We start from the raw sequence: 13,170 nt of genomic DNA, 5'->3' as shown, positions 1-13,170 counted from the left end.
GCCCGAAATCAGGACCAGCGGCCCAGCAGGTGGTTGAGCAGAACCAGTGCTGCCGGTCCGGCGCTTGAGGAACGCAGCACGTGCGGGCCAAGGCGGACCGCAGTGGCACCGGCTGCGCGCAGTGCGTCGAGCTCGGCCGGACTAATCCCGCCTTCGGGACCAACAACCACCGCGATGGAGACCGGGTTGCCGGCGTCTGCCGATCCGGCGGCCTGACCCCGCCGGATGGACTCAACCGCCTGGGCGAACGGTGCGTCGGCTTCCTCGTGAAGGACCAGGACCAGGTCCACCCCGGCCAGTCTTGCAGGCAGCGCCTTGCTGTCCGTGACGTCCAGTACCTGAGGCAGCCGCGAACGCCGTGACTGCTTGGCGGCGGATGTCACCACGGCCTGCCACTTCGCCCGGCCCTTGGCTGCTTTTTCTGCGCGCCAGCGCACGATGCTGCGCTCGGACTGCCAGGGGATAACAGTATCGACCCCGAGCTCGGTGGCCGCTTCGATGGCCTGCTCGTCGCGGTCACCCTTCGCCAGCGCCTGGACCAGGATCAGTTCCTGCCCGGCTGCCGGTTCGGTTTCGACTTCCCGCACCTCCACCTCCAGCAGGGACGGATCCGCCGAACGGACCGTTCCGCGGAGCCGGAGACCACCGCCGTCGACAATGTCAACGTCCTCCCCCGGTGCCAGCCGCTTGACTGCTACGGCGTGCCTGGCTTCCGGACCGGTGAGGGAGAACACGGCGCCTGGGACGGCCGCTGCGACCTGTTCCGGATCACCGAAGAAGATCGGGTTCGTCATGGTTTCGTCACCGGTTAGTGGTTGCCCAGCCGGTCACGGAGTTTGGCGAAGACACCGGTGCTGCCGCTGCCGACCCGGCCCTCGGCGAACTCTTCGCCGCGCAGGGCCGCCAGCTGACGCAGGAGCTCTTCCTGATCGGCGTCGAGCTTCTGCGGCGTTTCGACCTGGATATGCACCAGCAGGTCCCCGCGGCCGTAGCCGCGGAGGTGCGTGACGCCCAGGCCCTTGAGGGTCGTGATTTCGCCGGACTGGGTGCCCGGTTTGATGTTGATGTCCCGTGCGCCGTCAAACGTGTCCATGCTGATGACCGTGCCCAGCGCCGCGGCCGTCATCGGAACGGTCAGTGTGGCGTGCAGGTCGTCCCCGTCGCGGACGAACACCGGGTCCGCGTTGACGCGGATCTCGACATAGAGGTCGCCCTGGGGGCCGCCGGCCGTGCCGGCCTCGCCCTGTCCGCTGAGCTGGATACGGGTGCCGGTGGCAACACCGGCGGGAACCTTAATGGTCAGTGTGCGGCGGCTCCGGACCCGCCCTTCGCCGGCGCATTCGTGGCACGGATCGGGGATGACCGTGCCGAAGCCCTGGCAGGAGCCGCAGGGTGCAGTGGTCATGACCTGGCCGAGGATCGAACGCACGGCCCGCTGGACCTGGCCGCTGCCGTGGCAGATGTCGCAGGTGCGCGGCGAGGTGCCGGGCTGGCAGCAGGAGCCGTCGCAGGTGGGGCAGACGACGGCGGTTTCGACGTCGATCTTCTTGTTGGTGCCGAAGACGGCATCCTTGAGGTCGATCCGGACGTTGATGAGGGCATCCTGGCCGCGCCGGGTCCGTGATGCCGGTCCCCGGCCGCCGCCGGCCCCGCCGAAGAAGGTATCGAAAATGTCCTGGAATCCGAAGCCCTGGCCGCTGAAGCCGCCGCCAAAACCGTTGTCGGTCCCGTTCTCCTGCCCCGTCGTGTCATATACGCGCCGCTTCTGCGGATCGGAGAGTACTTCGTAGGCGTGCGTCACGGCCTTGAACTCGTCACCCGCACCGGGAGCGGTGTTAACATCGGGATGCAGCTTGCGGGCAAGCTTGCGGTAGGCCTTCTTGATTTCCTCACCGGTGGCGTCCCGGCTCACGCCGAGTACCTGGTAGTGATCACTCACTCGTGCACATCGCTTCCTGTATTGCGTGCCCCGCCTCGGGGGTAACTTGTCTTACCGGCAGTGCCGCAGCAGCTGCCACTTCTATCCGGTCTTGGGATGCTCAGCTGTTCAGGACCCGCGAAAGGTAGCGGGCGACGGCGCGGACCGCAGCCATGGTGTTGGGATAGTCCATCCGGGTTGGACCGAGGACTCCTACCATAGCGGACGCGTCCCGGCCATACCCAGTGGCCACCACGGATGCTTCCGAAAGTGAGCCGTAGGGGTTTTCCGATCCAATGCGGACTGAGACACCCTTGGCGTCCTGTTCCATCTCCGAGAGAAGCCGCAGCATCACGACCTGCTCTTCGAGCGCTTCGAGAATGGGACCGATGGTCAGCGGGAAGTCGCCCGTGGACCGGGCCAGGTTGGCGGTTCCTGCCATCACCATCCGGTCTTCCCGGTTGATGCCGGCCAGCTGTTCCAGGCAGCGGGCGAGCGAACCGGCAATTCCGCGCAGCTGCACGGGCACGGTTGCCAGGGCATCCGTGAGGTGGCTGGTGATCCGCGTGAGCGTGGTCCCGGCCAGTGCCTGCAGGAAGTGCTGGCGCAGTTCGTGCAGCGAGGGTTCGCTGACGGCGGAAGGAATGGCAGTCACCCGCTGCTCGACACGTCCCGTGGTGGAAATCAGGACCACCAAAACCTGGGACGGAGCCAGCAGGACAAACTCAATGTGCCGCACCTTGGCGTTGCCCAGGTGCGGGTACTGGACCACCGCCACCTGGTTGGTGAGCTGGGCCAGCAGCCGCACTGTGCGGTCGAGGACGTCGTCAATGTCGTCCGCGCCTTCAAGCAGGGTCTGGATCGCCCTGCGCTCCGCTGCGGAGAGCGGCTTCAGGTCCGAGAGCTGGTCCACGAAGAGCCGGTAGCCCTTGTCCGTGGGGATCCGCCCCGCCGAGGTATGCGGCGCCACGATCAGGCCTTCTTCTTCCAGGACGGCCATGTCGTTGCGGATGGTCGCGGAGGAGACCCCCAGCTGGTGCCGCTCCACCAGTGCCTTTGAGCCAACGGGTTCGCGGGAATGGACGTAATCTTCAACGATGGCCCGGAGCACCTCAAGCCGGCGTGGTTCGCTCATTGATTCCCCTCCCTCGTTGTCTTCGGCGGATTCTGCGGACTTGCACGGTTGGCACTGGCTGCTGGCGCTGGTTAACACCTGTTAGCACCTGTTAGCACTCAGTGTCCTCAAGTGCTAAGTCTAATACGATCCGGTTGCGTTGCTAGCATTGAACTTCGCGTGCCCGCAGCTTCGCCGGCGCAGCGCACCGCATCCAGGAATGAGGAAGATTCCGTGTCGAATTACCAGTGGGGGCCGCAGGATATTACGGCTCCGGCCCGCAAGGCGCTGCGGCAGGTTGGCGCGGAAAAGGGCCTGGTGCTTGAAGACGTGCAGACCGGCTGGGTAGGCGCCGTGATCCGCACAGAGAAGTCAGGCGGGCTGCATCTGATGGTCCTGGAAGACGGCCGCGGCCGGACCCGGTCCTTCGAGCTGGGCTTCGGTTTCCTGCTTGAAGGCGAGGCCGTGGAAGTCGTCCCCGCGGTCAAGGCCTCAGCCCCGGCTGCGAAGCGGACCGCCTCAGGTTCCGTCGCCGTCGCAAATCAGCGCGCCCGCACCGCGAGGGCCAGCCGGATCTGGGTGGAAGGCAAACACGACGCCGAACTGGTGGAAAAGGTCTGGGGCGATGACCTGCGGGTCGAAGGAATCGTCGTCGAGCCGCTCCACGGCGTAGACGATCTGGCCGCCGCCATCCGGGACTTCGCCCCGGGCCCCGGGCGCCGGCTTGGCATCCTGGTGGACCATCTGGTGGCCGGTTCCAAGGAGTCGAGAATTGCTGCCGAAGCGATGGCCGTTCCGGGCGCCGCCGGCAACGTGCTTATTGTGGGGCATCCCTACGTGGACGTCTGGCAGGCCATCAAGCCGCACGTGATCGGCCTCCAGTCCTGGCCCGTGGTGCCGCGGCACGAAGACTGGAAGACCGGCATCCTCAAGGGCCTCGGCTGGCCGCACCGCGGCCACACCGATGTCGCCCTGGGCTGGAAGAAGCTGCTGGGCTCGGTCCGCACCTATGCGGACCTGGAACCGACCCTGCTGGGCCGGGTGGAGGAAGTCATCGATTTCCTCACCGTGCCCTGACCGCCCGCTGCACCCGGCAGCGCTGCGGCTGCCCGCTCCGGGCATCTTCCGCCACGCGGACCCGCCGGTTCATGTCCACGCTGCCGGACCCAGTACCCTAGATGGAACAACAGGTACCCGTGGGTGCAGACCCAGCGTCATCTGAGAGTTTAAGGAATGCAACCGTGTCCAACACACGCCAGAACCATCCGCCACAACCGGAGAACCAGGGTTCACCGGCGCGCCCGGACTATCAGGGTGCCCCTGCCAACGCCCTTCCCCTGACCGCTTCCGAGGACCGGCAGTGGGCCACGATGGCCCACTTCGGCGGCATCCTCGGCTTTGTGCCCTCCCTCATCATCTACCTGGTGTTCAAGGACCGCGGGCCGTTCACCGCCCAGGAATCGAAGGAAGCGCTGAACTTCACGCTGCCTCCCACCCTGCTGGCGCTGCTGGCCTGGCTGCTGTCCTTCATCCCGGTGGTTGGCGGCATCTTCGCCGTTATCAACGCACTGCTCTGGATCACCGTTGCCGTGGCTTCGGTGATTGCCGGGATCGAATGCAACCGCGGCCGCCCGTACCGCTACCGTTTCAACCTGCGCCGGATCCGCTAGCCGCTCAACGGAAAAGCCCGCCATCACATGATGGCGGGCTTTTCCGTGTGCCAGGCAGCTTGTCGTCCTAAGGCAGCAGCCTTCGCACCACGGCGTCGGCCAGGAGTCTGCCCTTGAGCGTGAGGACCACGGTGCCCGAGAAGGCTGCCCGCGGCTCGACAAGCCCGTCCGCGATCAGGCCGGCGATGGCAAGGCGGCCTTCGGGACGTAGGTGGTCCCGGGCAATGCCTTCGGCCAGCCGGGCACGCAGCATCACGTCTTCGAGGTAACGGGTGTCCGCGTCCAGGGTTTCGCGTCCGACGGCGGGAGACTCACCGGCGGCGATGCGGCCCGCGTACGCGGTGGGGTGCTTGGCGTTCCACCAGCGGATACCACCGACGTGCGAGTGTGCGCCAGGACCGATTCCCCACCAGTCGTCACTGCGCCAGTAGGCCATGTTGTGCCGGCATTCGTCCGCCGGAGTCCGTGCCCAGTTGCTTACCTCGTACCAGGTGAGACCGGCAGCCGAGAACATTTCCTCCGCCAGCAGGTACTTGTCCGCGTGGTCATCGTCATCGATTGGGGGCACCTCGCCGCGGCGGATGCGTGCCGCGAGCTTGGTGCCGTCTTCGATGATCAGCGCGTAGGCGGAGATGTGGTCGGGTTCGTAGCTGAGCGCTTCCTCGACCGAGTATTTCCAGTCCGCCAGGGACTCCCCCGGCGTCCCGTAGATCAGGTCCACACTAACCTTCAGGCCGGCGTCGCGCGCCCACTTCACGGCCTGCGGGACGCGGGACGGTGTGTGCGTGCGGTCCAGGACCGCCAGCACATGCGGAACGGCAGACTGCATACCGAAGGACACCCGGGTGAACCCCGCGTCAGCGAGCAGCTGCAGCGATTCAGGGGTCACGGAATCGGGATTGGCTTCGGTGGTCACCTCAGCGCCCGGGGCCAGCCCCCACTGTTCGACGGCGGTGCCCAGGATTGCGGCGAGGTCCTCCGCCGGGAGCAGAGTGGGTGTCCCGCCGCCGAAGAACACCGTCTCGATGGGGCGGTGCGGGACTCCGGAGGCTTCCAGCGCGCCGGCGGCGAACCGGACTTCCTGCTGCGCCGTCGCCGCATACTCAACCTGCGAGGCGCCGCCGCCCAGTTCCGTGGCGGTGTAGGTGTTGAAATCGCAGTAGCCGCAGCGGACGGCGCAGAACGGAATGTGGACGTAGAGGCCAAACCGGCGCCCGGCCGCCGCGGCGGCGGCCTGGGCCGGAAGGATCCCGTCCTTCGGAGCGGGATCTCCGAGGGGCAGTGCGCTGGGTGTCACTTTTTGGATTTGTCCTTGGACTCATCGGAGGACAGCGCGGCGACGAAGGCTTCCTGCGGCACCTCAACGCGGCCGACCATCTTCATGCGCTTCTTGCCTTCCTTCTGCTTTTCCAGCAGTTTGCGCTTACGGCTGATGTCGCCGCCGTAGCACTTGGCCAGGACATCCTTGCGGATGGCGCGGATGGATTCGCGGGCGATGATGCGGGAGCCGATAGCCGCCTGGATCGGCACCTCGAACTGCTGCCGCGGAATGAGTTCGCGGAGCTTGCCGGTCATCATCACTCCGTAGGAGTACGCCTTGTCCTTGTGGGTGATGGAGCTGAACGCGTCCACCTGTTCGCCCTGCAGCAGGATGTCCACCTTGACCAGGTCGGCAACCTGCTCGCCGTCGGCCTTCCAGTCCAGCGAGGCGTAGCCCCGTGTTTTGGACTTGAGGATGTCAAAGAAGTCGAAGACGATCTCGGCCAGCGGCAGGCGGTACCGGATTTCCACCCGGTCCTCGGAGAGGTAGTCCATGCCGCCCAGGACGCCGCGGCGGGTCTGGCACAGCTCCATGATGGCGCCGACGAATTCGTTCGGTGCCAGGATGGTGGCGGACACCATCGGCTCGCGGACTTCGGCGATCTTTCCGGTGGGGTATTCGCTGGGGTTGGTCACGGTGACGACCTTCTTGTCCTCCAGCGTCACCTCGTACTCCACGTTGGGGGCAGTCGAGATCAGGTCCAGGTTGTATTCGCGCTCGAGCCGTTCGCGGGTGATTTCCAGGTGCAGCAGGCCCAGGAAGCCAACGCGGAAACCGAAGCCCAGTGCCGCCGACGTTTCGGGTTCGTACACCAGGGCGGCGTCATTGAGCATCAGCTTTTCGAGCGCGTCGCGCAGCACCGGGTAGTCGGCGCCGTCGATCGGGTACAGCCCGGAGAACACCATGGGCTTGGGATCGGCGTAGCCGGGCAGTGACTCGGATGCGGGTTTGGCCAGGTTGGTGACGGTGTCGCCCACCTTGGACAGCCGCACGTCCTTCACACCGGTGATGAGATAGCCAACCTCGCCGACGCCCAGCCCCTTGGACGGGGTGGGTTCGGGCGAGCTGACACCGATTTCGAGGAGTTCGTGGCTGGCCCGGGTAGACATCATCTGGATGCGTTCCCGGGGCGAGAGCTTGCCGTCCACCACACGGACATAGGTGACGACGCCGCGGTAGGTGTCATACACGGAGTCGAAGATCATGGCGCGGGCCGGAGCGTCGGGATCCCCCACCGGCGCCGGAATGTCGCGGACGATCTGGTCCAGCAGGGCTTCGACGCCCACACCGGTCTTGCCGGAGACGCGCAGGACATCCGCGGGATCGCCGCCGATCAGCTTCGCCAGTTCCTCGGCGTACTTCTCCGGCTGCGCTGCCGGAAGGTCGATCTTGTTGAGGACCGGAATGATGGTGAGATCGTTCTCCATCGCCAGGTAGAGGTTGGCCAGCGTCTGGGCCTCGATGCCCTGGGCAGCGTCCACCAGCAGCACTGCGCCTTCGCAGGCGGCCAGGGACCGGGAGACCTCGTAGGTGAAGTCCACGTGGCCCGGGGTATCGATCATGTTCAGGGCGTAGGACTCGCCGTCGAGCTCCCACGGCATCCGCACGGCCTGGGACTTGATGGTGATTCCGCGCTCACGCTCGATGTCCATCCGGTCCAGATACTGGGCCTTCATGTTCCGGTGCTCGACGACGCCGGTGGACTGGAGCATGCGGTCGGCCAGGGTGGACTTGCCGTGGTCGATGTGGGCGATGATGCAGAAGTTTCTGATGATCGCCGGATCCGTCGCGGCAGGCACCGGTGAGAAGCGGGCCATGGGTGACACTGTGGCGGTTCCTTTGCTGTTTGCGTCGTGTCCGTTTCCTGGCCGTACGCCTGCGGCCGTAGTGCTGTGGGCCGTTGGCTGCTCGGGCGGGTGTGGACCTGCGCGCAGGGTTGGTGGAGCAGATGGGTTTATAAGCTGTTTCTAACTTAACAGTCTCCCACGTTTCGGCCGCCGGACCCGAACTCCGGCGGCCAGGCAGGGCACCTAGGATGCAGGTATGGCGTTTTCTTCCCGGAACCTGATCGGACTGGCCCGGACCGTGCTGCGCGCGGCCCGCTCCCTCGCCCCGGGACCGGCCCGGCCGTCCCGGCCTTCTGGTACTGCCCGCACCGGTTCCCGGACCCCTCCCCGGCCGGCACCGCCATCGTCATCCGGAGCACCGCCGTCGTCGTCCGGAGCACCGCCGTCGTCCGGAGCATCCCATGGAAACCGGAACTACGCCGGAGACTACCGGGGTCCGGTTTCACCGGTGTACGCCCCGCGGCCGGACGGCTCCCCGGATCCAGGCGAAGTGGTGTGGGCCTGGGTTCCGTATGAGGAGGATCCGGCCCAGGGCAAGGACCGTCCGGTCCTGCTGATCGGACGTTCCGGGCGGCAGCTGCTGGGACTGATGCTCACCTCCCGGGACCGTAACAACGCATTCGACGCCGATCCGGACTATGTCGACATCGGCACCGGCGCCTGGGACAGCAAGGGCCGGCCCAGCGAGGTGAAGCTGGACCGGATCCTGCAGCTTGAGCCGGGCTCGATCCGGCGGGAGGGCGCCGTCGTCAGCCGGGCGGTCTTCGAGAAAGTAGCGGCGCGGCTCACGGCGCGTTCCGGATAAGGAATGCCGGGAGCGTGCTCCGGGTGCCGCCGGATCACACATCCAGGCCAAAGTTCTGCTAACATTTATTGCTGTGTGTCCGCGCAGGTCGACGGGCACTTCAGGCCGGGCGCCATTACGGTATCCCCACGCCGCTCAGTCAATGTCTGGTCTGAAATTCCCTCACCGACCAAGTCCGCAATACAAAGAGAGTTTATAAGTGGCCAATATTAAGTCCCAGAAGAAGCGCATCCTCACCAACGAGAAGGCGCGCCAGCGCAACAACTCGGTGAAGTCCGAGCTGAAGACGCTTATCCGCAACGTGGATACTGCCGTCACCTCAGCTGACAAGGATGCCGCTCAGGCAGCGCTGCAGGCTGCGACCCGCAAGCTGGACAAGGCTGTCAGCAAGGGCGTTATCCACAAGAACAACGCTGCTAACCGCAAGTCGGCCATCTCCAAGAAGGTCAACGCACTCTAAGCGTTGCGGCTTTAGTCTTACCAGGTGTGGCCGGTCCTTCGGGACCGGCCATACTGCTTTTAAACGGCCTTCACGGCAGCGTGTGTCACGGCACCGGCATGGTGCTTTACTGGCAGCATGCGCAGAGTACTCATCCTGGGCGGCACCGCCTGGCTTGGCCGCGAATTAGCCGGAGCGTTGCTGGACCACGGCGACGCCGTCACCTGCCTCGCGAGGGGCGAATCCGGCCAGGTTCCAGCGGGTGCCTCGCTTCTCCGAAGCGACCGGCTGCTCCCGGACGCCTACGCCGCCGTCGAGGGACAGCCCTGGGACGAAGTGATCGAGCTGGGGTACGAGGCAACACTGGTCTCCGGCGCGCTGGAGGCGGTAGGTCCGACGGCGGCGCACTGGACACTGATTTCCTCCGTCTCGGTTTACGCCGGGGACTCAACCCCGGATGCGGACGAGTCCGCTGCCCTGGTCGAGTCGGTGGGTGCGGAGGACTATGCCGGAGCAAAAGCCGCTGCCGAACGCATGAGCACCGATGCCCTGGCGGACCGGCTGCTGATTGTCCGGCCTGGCTTGCTGGCCGGTCCGGGAGATGCCAGCGACCGGTTCGGGTACTGGCCGGCCCGCTTTGCCCTGGCCGGGAGCGGTCCCGTGCTGGTGCCGGAATGTGAGGGCCGCTGGGTGCAGGTCCTCGAGGCCGCTGATCTGGCATCCTGGCTGGTGGCTGCGGGTGCCGAGGGCCTAACCGGCGTCCTGAATGCTACCGGAGACAGGTATTCCCTCCGGGAGGTGCTGGACCAGGCTGCCGACGCTGCCGGTTTTGACGGTGAGCTGGTCAGCGCTCCGGAGAGCTGGCTGCTGGAGAAGGATGTGCACTACTGGGCCGGGCCCCGGTCGCTTCCACTGTGGCTGCCTGGTGTGGACGCCGGGTTTGCCCAGCGGAACAATGCTGCCTTCCACGCCGCCGGCGGTGAAATCTCGGCGCTCGGCGACACTCTGGACCGGGTGGTCAGAGATGAACGGGAGCGCGGGCTGGACCGGCCGCGCAGATCCGGGCTCACGCGGGGAGAGGAACTTGAGCTGCTGGGGCTCCTCGCCGCTGAATAGCCTTGCCGCCTGCGTTGAGAGCCGGCGGCTGCGCTGTTAGTCCGAAATGTTGATCCCCAGATGGTTCGCCAGCGCACCGGCGAAATCAACCAGCTGGAGGGAGCTCAGCGTCGCCCCGCGGAGGGAGCCCAGTCCGGAGATTCCGCGGATGGAGGCACCGCGCAGGTCCACGTGTTCCAGGACTGCCTGATCCAGCAGCAGGGAGTCGATCCGGGTGTTGTTAAAAGACGCCCGGGTGAGTCTGGCGCCGCCGAGGTCCAGTTCACCGATAACGCAATCACTGAAGGAAACGTCCCTGAGTACCGATCCCCGCAGGTTGAGGAAGTCCAGCTTGCTGCCGTCTATGCTCACGGCATTCCACTCCGATGAAAAGGCTTCGGCAGACCCGATCCGGGAGGACCCGATTGAGACATCACGGAGGACCAGGCCTGGTGCCGTGAGGACCGGAGCGTTGAGCCGCTCCACCCTGGTATCCAGGAACCGGGCATTCCGGAGACTGGCCTCGTGGGCGTCCGCGCCGGTGAGCTCGCATTCACTGAAGGAGATTCCATCCAGGACCTGTCCGCTCAGGTCGGCACCCGCAAAGCTCTCGCCGTCGTACTGTCCGTGGGCCCGCAGGAGTCCCGGTTCTCCCTGCGCCAGAGCCGGGAGCGTGATGCCGCTGATCCGCGGCGGATGAAGCGTTTTCTTCGCCATGTCTTCTTGTCTTCTTTGTCTACTTCTCCGGAGCCGGTCAGCGGCCCGACGCGGCCAGGGCGATGACGGTGACGGCGCGTTCGACGGCGTACACCGGATCCCGGCCGGCGCCCTTGACCTGGGCATCGGCTTCGGCGAGAACCTGGACTGCCTTGATCAGCGACTCGGCGGAGAAACGCTGCGCGTCCCGGCGGGCCTGGTCAACCTGCCAGGGTGCCATGCCCAGGTCCTTGGCCAGGGACGCAGAGGATCCCCGGAGGTCGGCGACCCGTGCCACGGCACGGACCTTCATCGCCAGCGCAGCCACCAGCGGCACCGGGTCAACCCCGGTGGCCAGGGCATGCCGCAGCATGGACAGTGCCGCTCCGGCACGCCCGGCCAGCGCGGCGTCGGCCACCTTGAAAGCGGTGGCTTCCACGCGGCCGCCGTAGTATTTTTCGACGGTTTCCTCGGTGATTTCCCCGGCGGCATCGTTCATCAGCTGCTGGCAGGCGGCAGCGAGTTCGGACAGGCTTGAGCCGACAGCGCTGACCAGTGCCCGGACGGCCGCACTGTCAATGCGGCGTTTCGCGGACCGGAACTCCTGGGTCACGAAGTCCACCTTGTCGGAGTCCTTCTTGAATGGCTGGCAGTCGACCACCGGTGCCTTGGCTGCCTTCACTGCGTCGAGGAGCTTCTTCCCCCGGTTGCCTCCCGCGTGGTGCAGCACCAGCACGGTGTCCGGTGCGGGATCTTTCAGGTAGGCGAGCGTGTCAATGAGGAAATCCTCGCTCATGTGGGCCAGGTTGGCTGCCTCAATCAGCTTGGCTTCACCAAAAAGTGAGGGGCTGGCGATCAGGGTCAGTTCTCCCGCCGTGTAGGCGGCGGCATCGATCCGGATGACTTCGGTGTCCGGTGCCTGGCTGCGGCTCTGCCGGCGGATGCTCTCCATCGCTCGCCCGGCGAGGTACTCTTCCGGTCCGGTGAGCAGCACCACTGGTGCCGGCTCCACCTGCCGCCAGGAAATTGATCCGGCCGCCGGCTTCGCGGAAGACTTCTTAGGTACGGCCGGATTCACGGGTGTGCTGCTCCTGGACTGGGATTGGGAAAGATCACTCCCAACATTGCCACGCGCTGCGCCTGGGGCCAACTCCCCCGGCGGTCGTTTCAGCCACATCCGGCACGCCCGGAACAACAGCGGCTCAGACATATCAGGACTCCGGTTGGTGCCCCGTCCCGTAACCGGGAATGATGCTTCCATGACACCAGCACCGCGGTCCGCCGCCGCCATGGAAAAAGCCGGCAGCGGAAAGCTGGTGTGGGCAGCCATCGCAGTGACGGTCCTGCTCTGGGCATCGGCCTTTGTCGGCATCCGGACTGCTGCGGCCGACTACTCCCCGGGAGCCCTCACCCTGGGCAGGATCGCCGTGGGCACCCTGACTTTGGCGCTGATGCTTCCCCTAACCCGGGCGCTGGGCCGCAGACGCTTCACCCCGCAGGCACCGGCTGCCACGATACGCCTGCCACGGGGCCGGGTCCTCGCCCTCATTATTGTGTGGGGCGTGGCCTGGTTCGCTGCCTACAATGTGGCCCTGAATGCTGCCGAGCAGCATATTGACGCCGGGACCGCCGCACTGCTGGTCAATCTGGCGCCGATGATTGTGGCTGTCCTGGCCGGCCTGTTTTTGGGGGAAGGGTTTCCACGGCGGCTGATCACCGGCATGTTCATCGCACTCATCGGCGTTGTGTTCATCGCTGTGTCGACCTCCACCGGAAAGTTCGACGCCCTTGGTGTGGGCCTTGGCCTGCTGGCAGCTGTTCTTTACGGCAGCGCAGCGACGCTGCAGAAAAGCCTGCTGCGGCATGTGGATGCTCCCACCATGACCTGGATAGGCTGTCTCGCCGGGACTATTGTCTGCCTGCCCTTCACCCCGCAGCTTGTGGAGGCCGTCAGCACGGCACCGCTCTCCTCTACCCTCGCCGTTGTTTACCTCGGGGTGTTCCCCACCGCCATCGCCTTCACCACGTGGGGCTACGTCCTGTCCCGGTCGAGCGCCGGGCGGACGGCCGCCTCGACCTATGCTGTACCCGCGGTTGTTGTGCTCCTATCCTGGCTGCTGCTGGGCGAGGTGCCGCCGGCCGCGGCACTGTTCGGCGGTGCCCTGGCCCTGGCCGGCGTGGCTGTCGCTACGCTCCGGCGGCGGCGGGTTTCCTGAGCTGAATCTGCTGCCTTGAGTGAACCTGAATGAAAAAGCCCCGGAGGGA

Annotated in this window: 13 protein-coding genes; 6 read left to right on the top strand and 7 right to left on the bottom strand. The window is 66.0% G+C overall.

All coding sequences use genetic code 11. The annotated features are described in order from the left end of the window. Positions 1 to 8: 8 nt before the first annotated feature. The 3 genes from AL3_RS05225 to hrcA form a co-directional block, all read right to left on the bottom strand. Complete coding sequence (locus tag AL3_RS05225) at positions 9 to 794, bottom strand: 16S rRNA (uracil(1498)-N(3))-methyltransferase (protein WP_066297650.1); 786 nt, start codon at positions 792 to 794, stop codon at positions 9 to 11. Positions 795 to 808: 14 nt separating this feature from the next. After that, positions 809 to 1,939: a molecular chaperone DnaJ gene (gene dnaJ, locus AL3_RS05220; RefSeq protein WP_066297647.1), complete on the bottom strand. Its 1,131-nt coding sequence runs from the start codon at positions 1,937 to 1,939 to the stop codon at positions 809 to 811. 100 nt (positions 1,940 to 2,039) lie between these two features. Then, entirely contained in the window at positions 2,040 to 3,053 is a 1,014-nt protein-coding gene (gene hrcA, locus AL3_RS05215; protein ID WP_066297646.1) for a heat-inducible transcriptional repressor HrcA, read from the bottom strand. Between the two features lie 213 nt (positions 3,054 to 3,266). Here hrcA and AL3_RS05210 point away from each other — a divergent pair, with 213 nt between their 5' ends. Continuing rightward, positions 3,267 to 4,109 carry a DUF3097 domain-containing protein gene (locus AL3_RS05210; protein ID WP_066297643.1) on the top strand — a complete coding sequence of 281 codons (843 nt, stop codon included), beginning with the start codon at positions 3,267 to 3,269 and terminating at the stop codon, positions 4,107 to 4,109. A 164-nt stretch (positions 4,110 to 4,273) separates the two neighbouring features. Then, complete coding sequence (locus tag AL3_RS05205) at positions 4,274 to 4,702, top strand: DUF4870 domain-containing protein (RefSeq protein ID WP_066297640.1); 429 nt, start codon at positions 4,274 to 4,276, stop codon at positions 4,700 to 4,702. Between the two features lie 67 nt (positions 4,703 to 4,769). Here the strand turns inward: AL3_RS05205 and hemW are convergent, their stop codons facing one another. Continuing rightward, on the bottom strand, positions 4,770 to 5,999 hold the full coding sequence (hemW, locus tag AL3_RS05200) for a radical SAM family heme chaperone HemW (protein ID WP_066297638.1): 1,230 nt from the start codon (positions 5,997 to 5,999) through the stop codon (positions 4,770 to 4,772). Continuing rightward, positions 5,996 to 7,849 (bottom strand): translation elongation factor 4, encoded by a 1,854-nt coding sequence (lepA, locus tag AL3_RS05195; RefSeq protein ID WP_066297636.1) that lies wholly within the window; start codon positions 7,847 to 7,849, stop codon positions 5,996 to 5,998. The genes hemW and lepA overlap by 4 nt, the downstream gene beginning before the upstream one ends. A gap of 217 nt (positions 7,850 to 8,066) precedes the next feature. Here lepA and AL3_RS05190 point away from each other — a divergent pair, with 217 nt between their 5' ends. The 3 genes from AL3_RS05190 to AL3_RS05180 all read left to right on the top strand — a co-directional run bounded on the left by AL3_RS05190 (position 8,067) and on the right by AL3_RS05180 (position 10,230). Beyond that, the gene (locus AL3_RS05190; RefSeq protein WP_066297631.1) at positions 8,067 to 8,675 is read left to right on the top strand and encodes a type II toxin-antitoxin system PemK/MazF family toxin; all 609 of its coding nucleotides are present in this window, start codon (positions 8,067 to 8,069) and stop codon (positions 8,673 to 8,675) included. Positions 8,676 to 8,874: 199 nt separating this feature from the next. Further along, positions 8,875 to 9,135: a 30S ribosomal protein S20 gene (gene rpsT, locus AL3_RS05185; RefSeq protein WP_066297624.1), complete on the top strand. Its 261-nt coding sequence runs from the start codon at positions 8,875 to 8,877 to the stop codon at positions 9,133 to 9,135. 117 nt (positions 9,136 to 9,252) lie between these two features. Next, positions 9,253 to 10,230, top strand: a complete 978-nt coding sequence (locus tag AL3_RS05180; RefSeq protein WP_066297623.1) for an NAD-dependent epimerase/dehydratase family protein — start codon at positions 9,253 to 9,255, stop codon at positions 10,228 to 10,230. Between the two features lie 36 nt (positions 10,231 to 10,266). Here AL3_RS05180 and AL3_RS05175 read toward each other — a convergent pair whose 3' ends face one another. Continuing rightward, entirely contained in the window at positions 10,267 to 10,926 is a 660-nt protein-coding gene (locus tag AL3_RS05175) for a pentapeptide repeat-containing protein (protein WP_066297621.1), read from the bottom strand. Between the two features lie 37 nt (positions 10,927 to 10,963). Then, entirely contained in the window at positions 10,964 to 11,983 is a 1,020-nt protein-coding gene (gene holA, locus AL3_RS05170) for a DNA polymerase III subunit delta (RefSeq protein ID WP_066297619.1), read from the bottom strand. A 181-nt stretch (positions 11,984 to 12,164) separates the two neighbouring features. Between holA and AL3_RS05165 the strand changes: the two genes are divergently transcribed. Further along, positions 12,165 to 13,121 carry a DMT family transporter gene (locus AL3_RS05165; protein ID WP_066297615.1) on the top strand — a complete coding sequence of 319 codons (957 nt, stop codon included), beginning with the start codon at positions 12,165 to 12,167 and terminating at the stop codon, positions 13,119 to 13,121. Positions 13,122 to 13,170 lie beyond the last annotated feature (49 nt).

The organism is Arthrobacter luteolus NBRC 107841 (assembly GCF_001552075.1).
Lineage (GTDB): Bacteria > Actinomycetota > Actinomycetes > Actinomycetales > Micrococcaceae > Arthrobacter_B > Arthrobacter_B luteolus.
Note: the sequence above shows the minus strand (reverse complement) of the source record. Positions and strands in the feature narration are given on the sequence as shown.

Excerpts from the sequence above, each read along its gene's own strand:
- AL3_RS05225 (WP_066297650.1), bottom strand. The coding sequence starts at position 794 with ATGACGAACCCGATCTTCTTCGGTGATCCGGAACAGGTCGCAGCGGCC.
- hrcA (WP_066297646.1), bottom strand. The coding sequence starts at position 3,053 with ATGAGCGAACCACGCCGGCTTGAGGTGCTCCGGGCCATCGTTGAAGAT.
- AL3_RS05190 (WP_066297631.1), top strand. The coding sequence starts at position 8,067 with ATGGCGTTTTCTTCCCGGAACCTGATCGGACTGGCCCGGACCGTGCTG.
- AL3_RS05180 (WP_066297623.1), top strand. The coding sequence starts at position 9,253 with ATGCGCAGAGTACTCATCCTGGGCGGCACCGCCTGGCTTGGCCGCGAA.
- AL3_RS05175 (WP_066297621.1), bottom strand. The coding sequence starts at position 10,926 with ATGGCGAAGAAAACGCTTCATCCGCCGCGGATCAGCGGCATCACGCTC.
- AL3_RS05165 (WP_066297615.1), top strand. The coding sequence starts at position 12,165 with ATGACACCAGCACCGCGGTCCGCCGCCGCCATGGAAAAAGCCGGCAGC.